This is a genomic window from Kitasatospora phosalacinea (assembly GCF_000716545.1).
Lineage (GTDB): Bacteria > Actinomycetota > Actinomycetes > Streptomycetales > Streptomycetaceae > Kitasatospora > Kitasatospora phosalacinea.
Genome location: NZ_JNWZ01000066.1, coordinates 50,377 through 67,837, shown reverse-complemented (window position 1 = coordinate 67,837; position 17,461 = coordinate 50,377). Strand labels below are relative to the sequence as shown.

Sequence of the window (17,461 nt, the reverse complement as noted above, 5' to 3'; positions counted from 1 at the left end):
CCGAGATCTACACAAGGAGTATCGTCGGCAGCGTCAGATGTGTATAAGAGACAGGCATGGGGGGATGCGTGGTGGCGGGGTGTTCGTCGGGGAGCTGTTCGGGCGTGGGCGGGAGGAGCCTGCGGACGGGGTGGTGCTGGTGCCGGGGTGGTTGGGGGTGGAGGAGCAGCGGGAGCTGGTGGCGGCGTGCCGGGAGTGGGCGCGGCCGCCGGCCGGGATGCGGTCGGTGGTGCTGCCGGGTGGCGGGGTGATGTCGGTGGGCACGGTCTGCCTGGGGTGGCACTGGTACCCGTACGGCTACGCGCGGACGGTGGTGGACGGGGACGGGGCGCCGGTGAAGCCGTTCCCGGAGCGGTTGGGCGCGCTGGCCCGGCGGGCGGTGGCGGAGGCGTACGGGGAGCGGGTGGGGGAGGTGGCGGGGGCGGCGGGCTTCGCGCCGGACGTCGCGCTGGTGAACCACTACCCGCACGGGGCGCGGATGGGCCTGCACCAGGACCGGGAGGAGCGGGTGGACGCGCCGGTGGTGTCGCTGTCGCTGGGGGACGAGTGCGTGTTCCGGCTGGGGAACACCGAGGACCGGGGCCGGCCGTGGACGGACCTGCGGCTGTGCGGGGGCGACCTGCTGGTGTTCGGCGGCGCGAGCCGTTTCGCGTACCACGGCGTGGTGCGGACGCTGCCGGGCACGGCGGACCCGGAGCTGGGCCTGACCGGGCGGCTGAACATCACCGTCCGGCAGACCGGCCCGGGGTGAGGGGGCCCCGCGTGCCGGAGGGCGGGAATGCCCGGGGGGCGCGGAGACTTGTGCTGGACGGACGAGACGTTCGGCGGCACAGCCCTGTCCGCCGGCCGTCCGGAGAGGGAGCGATACATGGGAACCCCCGTCGACCAGCTCGTCGACCTGCTGGACCTGGAGCGGATCGAGCTGAACATCTTCCGCGGCCGCAGCCCGGAGGAGGCGCTGCAACGCACCTTCGGCGGGCAGGTGGCCGGGCAGGCGCTGGTCGCGGCGGGCCGGACGGTCGAGGAGGACCGGCCGGTGCACTCGCTGCACGCGTACTTCCTGCGTCCGGGCGTTCCCGGCGTGCCGATCGTCTACCAGGTCGAACGGACCAGGGACGGGCGCTCGTTCACCACCCGCCGGGTGCTCGCCATCCAGGGCGGGCGGACGATCTTCGCGCTGACCGCGGACTTCCACCGGCCCGAGCCCGGCGGCATCGAGCACCAGTTCCCGATGCCGGACGTCCCCGCCCCGGAGAGCCTGCCGAGCGCGCTGGACGAGGTCGGCGCCCGGCTCGGCGAGCTGCCCCCGTTCATCAGCCGCCGCCAGCCCTTCGACATCCGGTACGTGGACCGGCTGAAGTGGACGCGCGAGGAGCTGGACGGGGTGGAGGCCCGCAGCGGCGTGTGGCTGCGCACCAACGGCGCGCTGCCCGACGACCCGCTGATCCACGTCTGCGCGCTCACCTACGCCAGCGACATGACGCTGCTGGACGCCGTCCGCGCTCCCGTCGAACCGCTGTGGGGCGAGCGGAACTTCGACATGGCCTCGCTGGACCACGCGATGTGGTTCCACCGCCCGTTCCGGGCGGACGACTGGCTGCTGTACCGGCAGGAGTCGCCGATCGCGCACGGTGCGCGCGGCCTGGCCCGGGGCGAGATCTACGACCGCGAGGGCAACCTGGTGGTCTCGGTGATGCAGGAGGGGTTGTTCCGTCCGTTGACCAGGTAGGGGAGGGCCCGCCCCGGGCGGGAGCCGGCGTCACGGCCGGAGCGGCCGGAGAAGTGACCGGAGAACAGGATCGACCTGGGAGGAAGTCAGATGACCGACACCGCAGCCGAAGCCTGGCAGCGCTGGACGGAGGCCCGGAACGCCTCGGTGGGCGCGCCGCACGGTCCGCTGGCCCTGACCGGCACCCACTGGCTGGAGCCCGCCCCCGCCGAACTGCCCGGAGTGCCCGGCCGCTGGTGGGCCGAGGGCGGCACGGTCTGCGCCGAGCTGCTCGCCGGGGACGGCGTCCGGATCGAGGGCGAGGAACGGGAGTCCACCGGCCGGGTCGCCCTGCGACCGGACACCGACCGGCACCCGCAGATCGCCGTCCGCGACCGGCTGCGGCTGGTCCCGATCGAGCGGGAGGGCGAGCTCGCCCTGCGGGTCTTCGACCCGGACGCCCCCGCCCGGGCCGCGTTCGCCGGCATCTCGGTCTACCCGTACGCGCCCGACTGGGCGGTGCCCGCCGTGTTCACGCCGTTCGAGGACGGCACGCGGGCGCTGGTGGTGGAGAACGCGGACGGCCGAGCCCGGCCGCTCACCGTCGCCGGGCAGGTCGCCTTCACGCTGGCCGGGCGGCCGCACACGCTGACCGTCAGCGGCTCCGAGGGCTCCGGCGGGCGGCTCAGCGGCGTCATCGCGGACGGCACCAGCGGCCGGGAGACGTACCGGTTCCGGTTCGTCACGCTGCCCGCGCCCGACGCGGACGGGCACACCGTGCTGGACTTCAACCGGGCGTTCCTGCCGCCGTGCGCGTTCGCCGACCACTTCATCTGCCCGTTCCCGCCGCCCGGCAACCGGCTGGAGGTCGCCGTGGAGGCCGGCGAGCGGCACGTGGTCACGGTCTGAGGCCGGGCGGCGGGGCGGCGGGCCCGGTCGGGGCGCCCGGTTTCTGAGAGCGCTCTCTCGGCGGGGTCGCGGGCGCTAGGCTGCTCGCAGCAGAACACGATCACGTGCGCGCGGTGCGCGCACGGGCGGTGGAGAGGAGCCCACGGTGACCGAGTCCGAAGCGGGAGCGGGCGGGCGTCCGACCCTGGAATCGGTGGCCGAGCTGGCCGGCGTCTCCCGGGCCACCGCCTCCCGGGTGGTCAACGGCGGCGCGGGCGTACGGGCCGCGCTGCGCGAGAAGGTCGAACGGGCCGTCGTGGAGCTCGGCTACGTCCCCAACCTGGCCGCCCGCACCCTCGTCACCCGGCGCAACCGGGCGATCGCCGTGGTCATCGCCGAACCCGAGGCCCGGTTCTTCTCCGACCCGTTCTTCGCCCAGCACCTGCGCGGCATCAGCCGCGAACTGGCCGCCGCCGACAACCAGATGGTGCTGCTGCTGGCCGAGGAGGAGCGCGACCACGACCGGATCGGCCGCTACCTGGCCGGCGGCCACGTCGACGGCGTCCTGCTGTTCTCCCTGCACCGCTCCGACCCCACCCCCGAGACCGTCCACCGCCTCGGCCTGCCCTTCGTCATCGGCGGACGGCCCGGCTGGCCCGGCGCCGAGTCCGACCGCGACCTGGTCTACGTCGACAACGACAACCGGGGCGGCGCCCGGCTCGCCGTCCAGCACCTGCGCTCCATCGGCCGGCAGCGGATCGCCACCATCACCGGCCCGCTCGACCAGACCTCCTCCATCGACCGCCTCGACGGCTACCGCGACCTGCTCCCCGACGGTGACGAGGACCTGATCGCGATCGGCGACTTCACCGCCGACGGCGGCACCCGGGCGATGACCGAACTCCTCGCCCGCCGACCGGACTTGGACGCGGTGTTCGTCGCCTCCGACGTGATGGCCTCCGGTGCGATCCGCGTCCTGCGGGCGGCCGGACGCCGCGTGCCGGAGGACGTCGCGGTGGTCGGCTTCGACAACGTCGAGTCGGTCGCGGCCTGGACGGAGCCGAGGCTCACCACGATCCGCCAGGAGATCGAGGAGATGGGGCGGCTGATGACGCGGCTGCTGCTGCGGCGGCTCAACGACCCGGGGGCGTCGGCGCCGTCCTCGGTGATCATTCCGACGGCGCTGGTGGTGCGGGAGTCGGCCTGATGGGGGCTCTGCCGGGCGGGTCCGGAGCGGATCAGGTCAGGGCCCGGGCGAGCAAGGCGGCGGTCCGGGCGAGGAGGGGTTCGTCCGGGTCGGCGCCGGGGGCGGTGGGTTTGGTGCTGAGGACGGCGAGGACGAGCGGGGGGCGGTGCGGGGGCCAGGCGAGGGCGAGGTCGTTGGTGGTGCCGTAGGAGCCGGTGCCGGTCTTGTCGGCGTGGGCCCAGCCGGGTGGGAGGCCGGCGCGGAGGCGGTGGGTGCCGGTGGTGGCGGCGCGCAGCCAGGCGGTGAGTCGGGCGCGGTGGGGGCGGGTGAGGGCGTCGCCGAGGGTGAGGCGGGCGAAGGTGCGGGCCGGCGCGCGGGGGGTGGTGGTGTCGGTGGCGCGGTCGGGTTCGGCGGAGTTGAGGGCGGGTTCCCAGCGGTCGAGGCGGGTGGCCGGGTCGCCCGGGGAGCGGCAGAAGCGGGTGACGGTGCTGGGCCCGCCGAGGCGGCGCAGGAGCAGGTTGGCGGCCGTGTTGTCGCTGGACTCGATCGCGGCGGCGCAGAGTTCGGCGACGGTCAGGACGCGGGTGCGGCCGGTGACGGGCGCGTGGCCGGAGTCGGTGACGTCCCGGTCGGTGTAGTGGACGCGGGCGGCGAGGTCGTGGCCGGCCGGAGCACGGCGGCGACGGCGGCGGCTTGAGCGTCGAGCAGAGCGGGAACGTCTCGTCCGCGCGGTGGCCGACCGTCGCGCCGCTGCCGGTGTCGTACCCGAGGACACCCAGCCTGGCGCCGTGCGCGCGCTCCAACTCGCGCAAGGTGGCGGCGAGTTCGCCGGCCGATGCGGGAGCGGGGCGGTCGGGGGCGAGGGCGGCGGCTCCGGCGCCGGTGAGCAGGTGGCGGCGGGTGGGGTGCGGGTGCATCGGGGCCTCCTCGGGCGGCGCGGGTCGCACCGGGTGCATCGGCGGGAGGAGGCCCCGGCTGGAGCGGCCGCCGGGCGGCGGGTCAGCCGGTGACGCGGTAACTGAGGTCCGGGTACGGGAAGTTGGCCCAGTGCAGGCTGCCGAGGGCGTAGGAGAGGTCGCCGGGCTTGCCGGGCAGGCCGGTGGCGCAGTCGGTGTCGAAGTAGACGGCGATGTTCGCGGTGGTGAAGTCGACGGCGGAGTTCGCGGCGGCCGGGAGGTCGTGGCAGCCGGTGTCGGTGGTGTCGACGGCGTACCGGGTGCCCGTCAGGTCGCTGCCGCTGGTGAAGTACGCGACGGCGGAGTGCGGGAGTTCGACGGCGGCCGCGGGCTGGGCGAGGGCGGCGCCGAGCAGCAGGGCGGCTCCGGTGGCGGCGGTCGCGGTGAGGGTCTTCTTCCGGCGGGCGGCCATGCGGGGGCTCCTTGGGAGGCGCGGGCGGGACCGGCGCGCACGGTGGTGCCGACCGTGGCGCGCGGTCATGTCAGTTGCATCTTCAACGATCCTCCGCGTTCTGCCAAGACCCTGGTCCGGAGCGGTACTCGGGCGGTGCGGGGCCTCCCGGGCCGGGCGGAACTGTCGGGGTCCGCGTCGGCCCGGGAGGTGTCCGGGGGGGTCGGTCAGTCGAAGGGGATGCGCAGCACGGAGGCGCTGCCCTGGGACTGCGTGGCACCGGTGCGCAGTTGGGCGGGGGCGTTGCCGAGGGCGGGCCAGACCTCGACCTTGACGGTGCCGTTGCTCAGGTTGGCGAGCGGGGCGCCGGTGGTGGACTGGAGGCCGGCGGCGGCGCTGTAGCGTTCCCAGCCGGGGACGGGGTCGGTGGCGAAGTAGCGGTAGGTCTCGGTCCGGTCGATGGTGCCGTTGCCGTCGAAGTCGTAGGAGACGCGGGCCTGTTGGGCGAGGGCGACGGTGGAGCCGGCGTCCACGTACAGGTCGAATCCGGTGCTGCCGCCCGCCCGCAGGGTGCCGGTGAGGTGGCCCAGGGTGTACGTCAGCGGCTGGTAGGGCGTGCCGTCGTGGTTGGTGCCGCCGCCGGAGGCGATGGTGCTGCCGGTCGCGCCGGTGCCGTAGGCGGGGGTGAGGGTGCCGCCGGGCTGCAGGTAGAGGGTGTCGGTGCGGGTCTGCGGGGCGGTGGGGGAGGCCGACGGGGACGGGGACGTGCTTGCCGACGGGGACGGGGAGGCGGTCGGGGAGGGGGAGTTGGTGGCGCCGCCGGTGCCGCCGTCGGGCTTGGTGCCGCGTTCGGAGGCGGTGGAGCGGGCCGGGACGGTCAGGGTGTAGCCGTCGGAGAAGCGCACGGTGCGGGCGGCGGTGGTGTAGTTGTGCGCCACGTGGGTGCGGGTGGTGCCGTTGGTGAAGACCGCGGCGGTGGGGGTGTCGGCGGTGGTGGCCGGGTCGAGGGTGCCGAGGGCGGCGAGGTCGTAGATCCAGTGGTAGGTGTGGGCCTTGGACTCGCCCTCCTCCGGCGTGTAGCCCGCGTTCCCGGCGTCCCAGTCGGCCTTCGCCGCGGCCGGGTCGGTGAGTGCCTCGGCCTCCCACAGCAGGTCGCGCCAGTCGGTGAACGCACCGCCGTTGCCGGCCTTCGACTCGGCGAGGTTGGCGGCCAGATCGTCCTTGCGGCGGGCCAGGTAGAGCGAACCCGAGGTGACCGGAAGGAAGTTGATGCCGTGGATCATGCCGGGCGCGGCCGTCCACCAGGTGGAGTAGGCGGCGCCGGAGCCCCAGACCATGCCGACGGTGGAGTGCTGGAAGCCGGCCGGGAAGACCCGGTGGTCGGCGTCGAACCAGTACTGCTGCACGGCGTCGGCCTCGGTGGTGTACAGGTAGACGCCGAGGTCGCGCAGCGCGGTGTCGCCGGTGGCGGCGCCGAACAGCAGCAGGCCGGCGCTGAAGTTCAGCGACTCGGAGGAGGACTCCTCGTTGTTGCCAGCCGCGAAGCCGGCGTGGCCGGAGGCCCAGCCGTGGCCCTCGTACGGGTCGAAGTTGCGCAGCCAGGGGAAGCGGGCGTCGGTGCGGTCGGTGTTGGCGGCGTCCTTGGCCAGCAGCTTGACCATTCCGCCCCACTGCGAGTCCGCGGCCCAGGCGGTGTCGTAGCGGGCGACGGTGGCGGCGGCCTGGACGAAGTAGCCGTAGTGGAAGTGGTGGTCGTTGAGCTCGGCGTCGGTGCCGTAGGAGGCCGGGTAGCCGATCAGGGTCTTCCAGGTGGAGTCGTAGGCGAAGCCGGGCGAGCCGGTGCCCGCGAACCAGGTCTGCAGCTTGCCCTTGATCAGCCCGAGCAGCTTGTCGCGAACCGCCGTGTCGCCCAACTGGTCGGCGATAGGCACCAGTTGGGCGAGTCGGCCGAGGGCCTTGCCGACCCAGTAGGTGTCGGTCGCGCCGCTGAACGGGTCGCTCGCGTCGGCGACCTGGTGCAGGTACCCGTCGAGGGCGGTGCGGTCGTAGGCGCCGGCGTCGGGCAGCGAGGGCAGGACGCCGGTGACGGTCCGCACGGTGGAGAAGGACGAGCCCTGGCGGACCTTCATGGTGCCGCGCGGGGAGGTGTAGGCGAGCGCGGTGAGCGCGTCCGGGGTGGCCTGCCACTGCTGCGGGTAGAGCGCGAGCAGGGTGCCGGTGCCGGTGCCCTCCTGGGCGGCGGTGGTGGCGGTGAAGGTGGTGGTGAGCTTGCCCGCGGCCTCGTCGTAGTTCCAGCCGACCTTGGTGTCGGTGACGAAGTTGTAGGCGTAGGTGCGGAACTGGGCCAGGTCGGCGGCGGAGGGCAGCAGCGCGACCGAGTAGTAGTCCTTGCTGCCGAGGTTCGCCGTCAGGGTGGTGCCGTTGACGCTCCAGCTGCTGCCGGTCGGCGCGAACAGGCCGTAGCTGTGGCCGGCCACGGTGATGCCGAGCACGCTGCCCTGGTTGCTGAAGACGGTGGGCGCCGAGGCGGTGGTGACCTGCGCGGCCCCGCCGGTGGCGTGCGCGTACACGTACGGCAGGCCGTGGCCGATGGTGGCGCTGAAGGTGTGCGCGCCGTCCGCCCAGTACGGGGTGACCGTCCAGTCGGACCAGCCGTCGGCCTTGGTGTCGGGGGAGTTCAGGCCGGCCACGCCGAGGGTGAGGTCCCGGGTGTGGGTGTAGTCGTACTGGCGGCCGTCGGGGGGTGACGGTCGGCGTGGTGGGGTAGCCGACCTCCAGGCCCGCGGCCTGGGCCTTGAAGGTCATCGGGTGGGCGTACAGGTTCTCCGAGTACGGGTTGCCCGCGTAGCGCTGGTAGATCAGCGAGGACCACCAGTCGTTGGTGGGCGCGGCCTGCCCGGCCGCCCTGGGGGTGACCTTGGGGGTGACGGGCGCGCCGTCGGAGTTGCTCGGGCCGACGGTGCCGGCCGGGCGGGCGTCGCTGTAGCCGCCGAGGCCGACCCGGACGGTGGCGGCGGAGGCGCTGCCGGCGCCGAGGGCGGCGGCGAGGGTGGCGGCGGCGGCCAGCGCCAGCGTGGTGAGGGCGGCCGTGGGGCCGCGCAGGGAGCGGAGCTTCATGAGCGTGTCCACCTTGCGTGGGGGCGGGCGGTTCAGGATGAGAGCGCTCTCAGCCAGCGGACCGTATTAGTGGGCTCGGAGGGGTGTCAACGGGCGTGACACAGACTGATGCGTTCAGAACTCGAAAGCCCGGGTCGAGGCGGCCCGGAGATTACGTTCAGGTTTCGAGGGCTTGACGAGGGAATTTCCGCCCCGGCAGTCTCTCGGCATCGGTTGAGAGCGCTCTCAGAAATTCGGGCGCCCGCCGATCGGCACCTGCTTCCCGCTTGCACTCCACCCACGCTCCCGCCCCGCCCTGGAGGCCTTCGCATGGCTACCCCGAGAGTCCGCCGCTCCACCGCTGCCCTGGGCAGCGCCGTCCTCGCCACCGCACTCCTGCTCACCGCGTGCAGCTCGGGCAGCGGGTCCAAGGACTCCGCCGACGGCAAGGTGACCATCACGGTGGACCTGTTCGGCACCTTCGGGTTCAAGGAGGCCGGGCTCTACGACGAGTACACGAAGCTCCACCCGAACGTCACCATCAAGCAGACCGACACCCAGGACGAGGGCCAGTACTGGCAGGCGCTGCAGACCAAGCTCGCGGGCGGCGGCGGCCTCGCCGACATCCAGGGCCTGGAGGTCGGCCGGGTGGCCAGCGTCGTGCAGAAGCAGGCCGACAAGTTCACCGACCTGAAGACGCTCGGCATCGGCGACGTCAACGACGACCTGGTGGAGTGGAAGGGCGCCGCGATCAAGACCGCGGACGGCAAGGTGCTCGGCGCGGGCACCGACATCGGCCCCGAGGCGATCTGCTACCGCACCGACCTGTTCCAGGCCGCCGGGCTGCCCACCGACCGCACCGAGCTCGCCGCCAAGTGGTCCACCTGGCAGGGCTACCTCGACCTCGGCAAGCAGTACGCCGCCAAGGCCCAGGCGGGCAACGCCTGGACCGACAGCGCCGCGGGCATGTTCACCGCCGAGGTCGGCCAGCAGAAGGTCCGCTACTCCGACGAGGCCGGCAAGCCCGTCTACGACAGCAGCCCGGCCGTGAAGACCGCCTGGAACGACGCCGCCGCGCTGGTCGCCGACGGCCTGTCCGCCAAGCTCGCCCAGTGGACGCCCGAGTGGAACAAGGCATTCTCCACCGGCAAGTTCGCCACCCTCTCCTGCCCCGCCTGGATGATCGGCTACATCAAGGGCCAGGCCGGCGACGCGGGCTCCGGCAAGTGGGACATCGCCCCCGGCCCCGGCAAGACCGGCAACTGGGGCGGCTCCTACCTGACCGTCCCGCGCACCGCCAAGCACCCCAAGGAGGCCGCCGAGCTGATCAAGTGGCTCAACGCCAAGGAGCAGCAGGCCACCCTGTTCACCAAGCAGGGCTCCTTCCCGTCCTCCACCGGCGCCCAGGCCGCCATCAAGGACGTCACCGACCCGTACTTCAACAACGCGCCGATCGGCCAGATCTTCAGCGAGTCGGCCAAGGCCATGCCCGCCCAGGTGCTCGGCACCGACGACGGCGTGATCGGCAAGGCGTTCACCGACGCCCTCGGCGAGGTCGAGCGCACCGGCACCGCGCCCGACACCGCCTGGAAGCACGCCATGGACAACGTCAAGAAGGCCGACGGCAACTGACGAACCGTCACTTAAGGTAGTCAACTCGGGTGGCCCGCCCCGCCGTTCCGGTAACGGCGGGGCCGGGCGACCCCCGTCGAAGGACCCCGCCCATGGCCCTCAGCTCCACCGCCCGGCTGCCCGCCGCCAAGCCCGCGAAGCGGCCCGGCGGCCTGCGCCGCCGCCTCGCCCCCTACGGCTTCCTCGCCCCGTTCTTCGGGCTGTTCGCCGCGTTCGGGCTGTTCCCGCTGCTGTACACCGCCTGGGTGTCGCTGCACCGGGTCGAGCTCCAGACCTCGGACCGGATGGACTGGCTCGGCTTCCAGAACTACAGCCGGCTGCTGTCCGACCCGTTCTTCTGGAACGCGCTGCGCAACACCTTCACCATCGGCGTGCTCTCCACCGTCCCGCAGCTGCTGATGGCCCTGGGCCTGGCCCACCTGCTCAACTACCGGCTCCGCGGCCGCACCTTCTTCCGGGTCGCGATGCTGATGCCGTACGCCACCTCGGTCGCCGCCGCCACCCTGGTGTTCGCCCAACTCTTCGGCCGCGACTACGGGCTGATCAACTGGGTGCTGAGCAGCCTGGGCGTGCACCCGGTCGACTGGCAGGCGAACACCTGGGCCTCCCAGTTCGGCGTCTCCGCCATCGTCACCTGGCGCTGGACCGGCTACAACGCGCTGATCTACCTGGCCGGCATGCAGTCCATCCCCGGCGAGCTGTACGAGTCCGCGGCCGTCGACGGCGCCTCGCGCTGGCAGCAGTTCCGGCACGTCACCGTCCCCGGGCTGCGCCCCACCATCGTGTTCACCGTGGTCGTCTCCACTATCGGCGCCACCCAGCTGTTCGGCGAACCGCTGCTGTACGAGGGCAACTCCGGCGGCGGCATCTCGCACCAGTACCAGACGCTCGGCCTCTACCTGTACGAGCAGGGCTGGACGTTCTTCCACCTCGGCCGGGCCGCCGCGGTGGCCTGGGTGATGTTCCTGCTGATCGTCCTGCTCGCCCTGCTCAACGCGGCGATCGCCGCCCGCCGCAACCGCACGGACCGGTGACCCGATGACCCAACTGACCCAGGCACTCGACAAGCCCGTTGCCGCGCCGCGCAGTTCCGCGCGCAGGAGCCGCTCGCCGCTGCACGGCGGACCGCTCGCCTACGCCGTGCTGATCGGCGCCACCCTGCTCGCGGTGTTCCCGTTCTACTGGACGCTGGTCGCCGCCAGCCGCTCCAACTCCGAACTCAGCTCCGCCACGCCCGCGTTGACCCCCGGGCCGAACCTGTTCCACAACATCGGCGAGGCGCTGCAGCAGGCCGAGATCGGCAAGGCGCTGCTCAACTCGCTGATCGTGGCGAGCGTGGTCACCGCCGGCGTGGTGCTCTCCTCCACGCTCGCCGGGTTCGCCTTCGCCAAACTGCGCTTCCGCGGCCGCGGCGCGCTGCTCGCACTGACGGTGGGCACGATGATGATCCCGCCGCAGCTCGGCGTCATCCCGCTGTTCATGGTGATCGTCAAGCTCGACCTGCAGAACAAGCTGCCCTCGGTGATCCTGCCCTCGCTGGTCTCCGCGTTCGGCGTGTTCTTCATGCGCCAGTACCTGGTGCAGGCGCTGCCCGACGAACTCGTCGAGGCCGGCCGGATGGACGGCGCCTCGCTGCTGCGGATCTTCCGCTCCATCGTGCTGCCCGTCGCCCGCCCCGGCATGGCCGTGCTCGGCATGCTCACCTTCATGGCCACCTGGAACGACTTCTTCTGGCCGATCGTCGCACTCAGCTCGCAGAACCCCACCGTCCAGGTCGCGTTGAAGTCGCTCGGCCAGGGCTACGTCCCCGACCAGTCCGTGGTGATGGCCGGCACCCTGATCGGCACCCTGCCCGTCCTGGTGGTGTTCGCCCTGCTCGGCCGGCAGATCGTCGGCGGCATCATGCAGGGCGCCGTCAAGGGCTGAACCCGGTCACCCGTCGAGCTGACCCACCCTCAATTCATTCGGACGGAACGCGACATGACCATCGACACTCTTCCCGTGACCACTTCCTCCCCCGCGGCCTCCGACGCCGCCGAGCCCGCCCGCTTCCCGGCCGCCTTCGTCTGGGGCGCCGCCACCGCCGCGTACCAGATCGAGGGCGCCGCCGACCAGGACGGCCGCACCCCGTCCATCTGGGACACCTTCGCCCGCCGCCCCGGCGCCGTCCGCAACGGCGACACCGGCGACATCGCCGCCGACCACTACCACCGCTACCGCGACGACGTCGCCCTGATGGCCGAACTCGGCCTGCGCGCCTACCGGTTCTCGCTCGCCTGGCCGCGCATCCAGCCCGGCGGCCGCGGCCCCGCCAACGAAGCCGGACTCGACTTCTACGACCGCCTGGTCGACGAACTGCTCGGCGCCGGCATCACCCCCGTCACCACCCTCTACCACTGGGACCTGCCCCAGGAGCTGGAGGACGAGGGCGGCTGGACCAACCGCGACACCGCGTACCGCTTCGCCGAGTACGCGCACCTCGCCGCCCACCGGCTCGGTGACCGCATCCCCACCTGGACCACCCTCAACGAGCCCTGGTGCAGCGCTTTCCTCGGCTACGGCAACGGCGTCCACGCCCCCGGCCGCACCGACCCCGCCGCGGCCCTCGCCGCCCACCACCACCTGCTGCTCGCCCACGGACTCGGCACCGCCGCGCTGCGCGCCGAACTCCCCGACACCGCCGAGGTCTCGCTCACCCTCAACCTGGCCGCCGTCCGCCCGCTCTCCACCGACCCCGCCGACCTCGACGCCGCCCGCCGGATCGACGGCCTGGCCAACCGGATCTTCCTCGACCCGGTGTTCCGCGGCAGCTACCCCGAGGACGTCCTCGCCGACACCGCGCACGTCACCGACTGGTCCTTCGTCCACGACGGCGACCTCGCCGAGATCTCCCGGCCCGTCGACTCGTTGGGCATCAACTACTACACGCCGACGGTCGTCGCCGCGGACCGGACCGAGCCCGCCGGGGCCGAGGCGGACGCCCCGCGCGGCGACGGCCACCAGGGCGGCAGCCCCTGGCCCGCCGACCACGGCATCCGCTTCCTGCCCGCCCCCGGCACCCGCACCGCCATGGACTGGCCGGTCGACGCCGACGGCCTGTACGAACTGCTCACCCGGCTGCGCGACGACCTGCCCGGCGTCCCGCTGCTGGTCACCGAGAACGGCGCCGCGTACGAGGACTACACCGACCCCAGCGGCGCCGTCCACGACCCCGAGCGGATCGACTACCTGCACGCCCACCTCGCCGCCGTGCACCGCGCGATCACCGACGGCGCCCCCGTCCGGGGCTACTTCCTGTGGTCGCTGCTCGACAACTACGAATGGGCGTACGGCTACAGCAAGCGCTTCGGCATCGTCCACGTCGACTTCGCCAGCCAGCGCCGCACGCCCAAGGACAGCGCGCACTGGTACGCCCGGGTGATCCGGGACGGGGCGCTGCCGCGGTAGCTGGCGCTGCCGCGGCTCGGGGGCGGGTACGGCTCGGGGGCGGGTACGGCTCGGGGGTGGGTGCGGCGGCCGCCCCCGGGCCGTCCGGGCGGCCCGCGTTCCTGATGGAGCGTCAACTGCGTTGTTCCGAGGTATCGGTGACCGGTTCGAAAATGCGGTGACGTCCGGGGCGGGCGTCCCTAGACTCTGCTCGCTGGACAACGCCCGGGCCGGACGGCCGATCGGGCGCACCGTGACGTGAGTGGAGAGGGAGGGACCGGTCGTGCGTGGCACCGCTGCTGTCGTTCCCCCGTCGCGGTTCGAGGTGATCCTGGTGTCCCGGGCGGGCCGGCGCCCGCTGCGCGGCCGGTGCCGGTAGGAACCGCGAGCTTCCCGTCCGTCCCCCTGTTCCATCCCGTTCCGTACGTCGTTCCGTACGACGTTCCGCACGTCGTCCCGCATGTCGTTCGACGCGGCGGCGGTGGGCGTCCGGCGGGTGTGCACGGGGTCGGCGGACGTCCCTCGTGGTGCCGTGAATCGCGCTGCCGATTCCAGGAACGAACCCCGAAGGGCCACGCGCCATGCGCACCGACCTCGTCACCGCCACCACCACCGCCACCGCTTCCGCCGTCGCCGCGGTCCGCAACCTGGGCATCCTCGCCCACGTGGACGCCGGCAAGACCACCGTCACCGAGCGGATCCTCTTCCTGACCGGGGAGACCCACAAGCGCGGCGAGGTCCACGACGGCACCACGGTCACCGACTTCGACCCGCAGGAGCGCGACCGCGGCATCACCATCTTCGCCGCGGCCGTCAGCTGCCAGTGGGACGGCCACCTGCTCAACCTGATCGACACGCCCGGCCACGTCGACTTCGCGGACGAGGTGGAGCGCTCGCTGCGGGTGCTGGACGGCGCGGTGGCCGTGTTCGACGCCGTCGCGGGCGTCGAGCCGCAGAGCGAGTCGGTGTGGCGGCAGGCCGACCGGCACGGCGTGCCGCGGATCGCGTTCGTCAACAAGATGGACCGGCCCGGCGCCGACCTGGACGCCGCCGTCGCCTCCATCCGGGACAGGCTCCACCCCGCGCCGCTGGCCGTGCAGCTGCCGATCGGCCGGGAGGGCGGCTTCACCGGCGTGGTCGACCTGGTCGAACTGCGCGCGCTGACCTGGCCGGACGGCACCGGACCCGGTGACGGTTACCAAGTCGGCGACGTGCCGGAGGAGTTGGCGGCCGAGGCGGCCCGGCGCCGGCAGGCGCTGGCCGAGGCGGTGGCCGAACTGCACCCGGCCGCGCTGGAGGAGTACTGCGCCACCGGCACCCTCACGGCCGCCGCCCTCACCGGCGCGCTGCGCCAACTCACCGGCAGCGGACAGGCGGTGGTGGTGCTGTGCGGCTCGGCGTACCGCAACCGCGGCGTCGAACCGCTGCTGGACGCGGTCACCGCGTACCTGCCGTCGCCGCTGGACGTCCCGCCGGTGCGCGGGGAGTTCGACGGCGTGCCGCAGGAACGCACCGCCGAAGCCCGACAGCCGTTCTCCGCCCTGGTGTTCAAGGTCTCCGCGAGCACCACCGGACGGCTCAGCAGCCTGCGGATCTACTCCGGCACCCTGCGGAAGGGGGACACCGTGCTCGACGCGCGCACCGGCCGCACCGAACGGATCGGCCGGATCCTGCGGGTGCAGGCCGACCGGCACACCGAGACCGACGCCGCGGTGGCCGGCGACATCGTCGCCGTGGTCGGCGCGAAGGGCGCCAAGGTCGGCACCACGCTGTGCGCCCCGCACGCCCCGCTGGTGCTCGAACCGGCCGTCTCCGCCGATCCGGTGGTGACCGTCGCGGTCGAGGCCCGCCGCTCGGTGGACACCGACCGACTGGCCGTCGCACTGGCCCGGATCAGCGAGGAGGACCCCTCGCTGGTGGTCGGCAGCGACCCGGAGAGCGGGCAGCGGACGCTGTCCGGGATGGGCGAACTGCACCTGGAGGTCGCGGTGGAGAAGCTGCGCCGGGCCGGCCTCGAAGTCACCGTCGGACGGCCGGAGGTCGCCTACCGGGAGACCGTCTCCACGGCGGTGACCGGCCTCGTCCTGCGGCACGTCAAACAGGACGGCGGCTCCGGCCAGTTCGCGCACATCGTGGTCGACGTCGCCCCGCTCGGCGAGCCCGGCACGGACGGCTTCGAGTTCCGCTCCACCGTCACCGGCGGGCGGGTGCCGCAGGAGTTCGTGCAGGCCGTCGAGGCGGGCTGCCGGGACGCCCTCGCGGACGGTCCGCTCGGCCACCCGGTCACCGGCGTCCGGGTCACCCTCACCGACGGGGCGACCCACGTCAAGGACTCCTCCGACCTGGCGTTCCGCACCGCCGGACGGCTCGCCCTGCGCGAGGCGCTGCGGCGCGGCGGCCCGCTGCTGCTGGAGCCCGTCGTGGAACTCACCGCGACGGTGCCGCCGGACGGCGTCGGCGGCGTCCTCGGCGACCTGTCCGCCCGCCGCGGCCGGGTGCACGGCTCCGAGCCGCGCGGCGGCAGCGCGGTGCTGACGGCCACCGTCCCGCTGGCCGAACTCTTCGGGTACGCGGGCACCTTGCGCGGCCGCACGCAGGGCCGGGGCACGTTCAGCACCCGGCCCGCCGGGTACGCCCCGGCGCCGCGGGCGCGGTAGTGGCGGGTGCGGCAGTAGCGGGTGCAGTGGTGGCCGGTGTGCAGTAGTGGCGGGTGCAGTAGTGGCGGCTGCGGCCCCGTTCCGCCTTCGGGTTGCCGGGGGTGGGGCGGGGCCGCGTCCGGGGGCTCTCGCGGGTCAACGCAGCCAGCCGCGTTCGGTGGCGCGGGCCCCGGCCTGGAAGCGGCTGCGGGCGCCCAGCACCTCCAGCGCCTCGGCGGTCAGCCGCCGGACGGTCCGCTCGGAGATGCCGAGCTTCCGGGCCGCGACCACGTCGGTGTCGCCCTGCTGGAGGATCCGCAGCAGCGCGTAGTGCTGCGCCGTCATGCCGTTCGGGTCGCGCCCCCTGGGGTGGCAGAGCGGCGCGGCGCTGTGCCACAGCCCGTCGAACAGCGCGCACAGCGCGGCGACCGGCCCGCGGCCGTGCAGCACGGTGGCGGTGTCCGCGCGTTCCGGGTCGAGCGGCAGCAGGGCGGTCTCCCGGTCCAGCACGACCATCCGTAGCGGCAGCGTGGGCACGGTGCGCACCGAGCCGCCGAGCTCGACCAGTCGGCGGGCGTACTCGACGACGGCCGGGTGGCGGCGTACCGCGTCGACGAACAGGACACGCAACTCGACGCCGCGGCGCAGCAGTTCGGTGCAGAGCGACTCGTCCGGCAGGGTGTCGGCGGTGGCGTTGGTGGCGTTCGTGGCGGCGTCGGTGGTGGCGCCGGCCGAGGTGCCGGCCGGTTCGGTCCTCGGCCCGGTCGCGGGGGAGAGGACCAGCACCTGGGAGACCGTTCCGGCGCCGAGCGCGGCCAGCCGGTCGCGGATCGCGTCCGTCCCGACCAGGTCCTCGGTGCGGGTGTGGCGGCGTTCGGCCTCGGTCTCGGCGCGCAGTTGCCCGAGAGCCGCCCGGGCCTGCTCGAACTCCTGCCGGTGCGCCAGCAGTTCGGCCTCGCGGCGGGCCAGTAGCGCGGCCAGCCCGAGCTCCGGCACCACCGGGTGGAGGACCGCCGGGTCGTCCCAGGACGGCCGGAGCAGTCCCAGGTCGGCCAACTCGCTTCGGACGGAGAGCAGTTCGTCCGGGGTCAGGCCGAGGAGGGCGGTCAGCCCGGCGTCGGTCGCGTCGGGGGCGCGCAGCAGTTCGCGGTACAGCCGGCCGGCCGGGTCGCTCAGGCCGAACGCCTGGAGGGCGACGGGCATCTCAACCGGCACCCGGGGTGCGGCGGCCGGGGCAGGTCACCGTGTGCATCGCCGCCGTTCCTCCGCCCACCCGTCCGACCAGTCCGGAGTAGGTCTAGACCATTGGGGTGCCCGGTGTCAAAGGGTGCGGGCCGTGGCCGGTGGCCTCGCCGGAACCGGCAGCGCGGGGCCCCCCGCCGCTCGCCCCTCCCCCCTTCACCCTCCCCCCCGCTTCGCCCGCCCGGGTCTCCCGGTGGCGGGCCCGGTCCGGGGTGCCCGACCTGGCCGGGCACCGGCGGACCGTGGCGGCGACCGTGCTCGACGCGTTCGGGGTCGGCGTGTTCGTGCCGCTGTCCTTGC

General features: G+C 73.6%; 12 protein-coding genes and 1 pseudogene. 9 read left to right on the top strand and 4 right to left on the bottom strand.

Translation table 11 applies throughout. From position 1 onward, the window contains the following. Nucleotides 1-64 precede the first annotated feature (64 nt). From OO48_RS27385 to OO48_RS27370, 4 genes are all read left to right on the top strand, one after another. The gene (locus tag OO48_RS27385) at nt 65-751 is read left to right on the top strand and encodes an alpha-ketoglutarate-dependent dioxygenase AlkB family protein (RefSeq protein WP_033221003.1); all 687 of its coding nucleotides are present in this window, start codon (nt 65-67) and stop codon (nt 749-751) included. Nucleotides 752-868: 117 nt separating this feature from the next. Continuing rightward, complete coding sequence (locus OO48_RS27380; RefSeq protein ID WP_033220981.1) at nt 869-1,729, top strand: acyl-CoA thioesterase; 861 nt, start codon at nt 869-871, stop codon at nt 1,727-1,729. 90 nt (nt 1,730-1,819) lie between these two features. After that, complete coding sequence (locus OO48_RS27375; protein ID WP_033220980.1) at nt 1,820-2,617, top strand: DUF1684 domain-containing protein; 798 nt, start codon at nt 1,820-1,822, stop codon at nt 2,615-2,617. Between the two features lie 145 nt (nt 2,618-2,762). After that, nucleotides 2,763-3,803 carry a LacI family DNA-binding transcriptional regulator gene (locus OO48_RS27370; RefSeq protein ID WP_033220977.1) on the top strand — a complete coding sequence of 347 codons (1,041 nt, stop codon included), beginning with the start codon at nt 2,763-2,765 and terminating at the stop codon, nt 3,801-3,803. 31 nt (nt 3,804-3,834) lie between these two features. Here the strand turns inward: OO48_RS27370 and bla are convergent, their stop codons facing one another. The 3 genes and pseudogenes from bla to OO48_RS34595 form a co-directional block, all read right to left on the bottom strand. Next, complete coding sequence (bla, locus tag OO48_RS34600) at nt 3,835-4,557, bottom strand: class A beta-lactamase (RefSeq protein WP_342449666.1); 723 nt, start codon at nt 4,555-4,557, stop codon at nt 3,835-3,837. A gap of 224 nt (nt 4,558-4,781) precedes the next feature. After that, complete coding sequence (locus tag OO48_RS27360; protein ID WP_033220975.1) at nt 4,782-5,150, bottom strand: hypothetical protein; 369 nt, start codon at nt 5,148-5,150, stop codon at nt 4,782-4,784. A gap of 206 nt (nt 5,151-5,356) precedes the next feature. After that, nucleotides 5,357-8,246, bottom strand: a pseudogene (locus tag OO48_RS34595) (glycosyl hydrolase). Between the two features lie 309 nt (nt 8,247-8,555). On the opposite strand from OO48_RS34595, the gene OO48_RS27350 reads away from it, so the two are divergent. The 5 genes from OO48_RS27350 (at nt 8,556) to fusA (ending at nt 15,940) form a co-directional block, all read left to right on the top strand. Continuing rightward, the gene (locus tag OO48_RS27350; RefSeq protein WP_033220973.1) at nt 8,556-9,857 is read left to right on the top strand and encodes an ABC transporter substrate-binding protein; all 1,302 of its coding nucleotides are present in this window, start codon (nt 8,556-8,558) and stop codon (nt 9,855-9,857) included. A 92-nt stretch (nt 9,858-9,949) separates the two neighbouring features. Beyond that, nucleotides 9,950-10,891 carry a carbohydrate ABC transporter permease gene (locus OO48_RS27345; RefSeq protein ID WP_033220971.1) on the top strand — a complete coding sequence of 314 codons (942 nt, stop codon included), beginning with the start codon at nt 9,950-9,952 and terminating at the stop codon, nt 10,889-10,891. Nucleotides 10,892-10,895: 4 nt separating this feature from the next. Beyond that, the gene (locus tag OO48_RS27340) at nt 10,896-11,783 is read left to right on the top strand and encodes a carbohydrate ABC transporter permease (protein WP_033220967.1); all 888 of its coding nucleotides are present in this window, start codon (nt 10,896-10,898) and stop codon (nt 11,781-11,783) included. Nucleotides 11,784-11,837: 54 nt separating this feature from the next. Continuing rightward, nucleotides 11,838-13,304, top strand: a complete 1,467-nt coding sequence (locus OO48_RS27335) for a GH1 family beta-glucosidase (protein ID WP_033220965.1) — start codon at nt 11,838-11,840, stop codon at nt 13,302-13,304. A 560-nt stretch (nt 13,305-13,864) separates the two neighbouring features. After that, entirely contained in the window at nt 13,865-15,940 is a 2,076-nt protein-coding gene (fusA, locus tag OO48_RS27330) for an elongation factor G (protein ID WP_033220964.1), read from the top strand. A gap of 135 nt (nt 15,941-16,075) precedes the next feature. Here fusA and OO48_RS27325 read toward each other — a convergent pair whose 3' ends face one another. Further along, nucleotides 16,076-17,122 carry a helix-turn-helix domain-containing protein gene (locus OO48_RS27325; protein ID WP_033220963.1) on the bottom strand — a complete coding sequence of 349 codons (1,047 nt, stop codon included), beginning with the start codon at nt 17,120-17,122 and terminating at the stop codon, nt 16,076-16,078. Between the last annotated feature and the right edge of the window lie 339 nt (nt 17,123-17,461).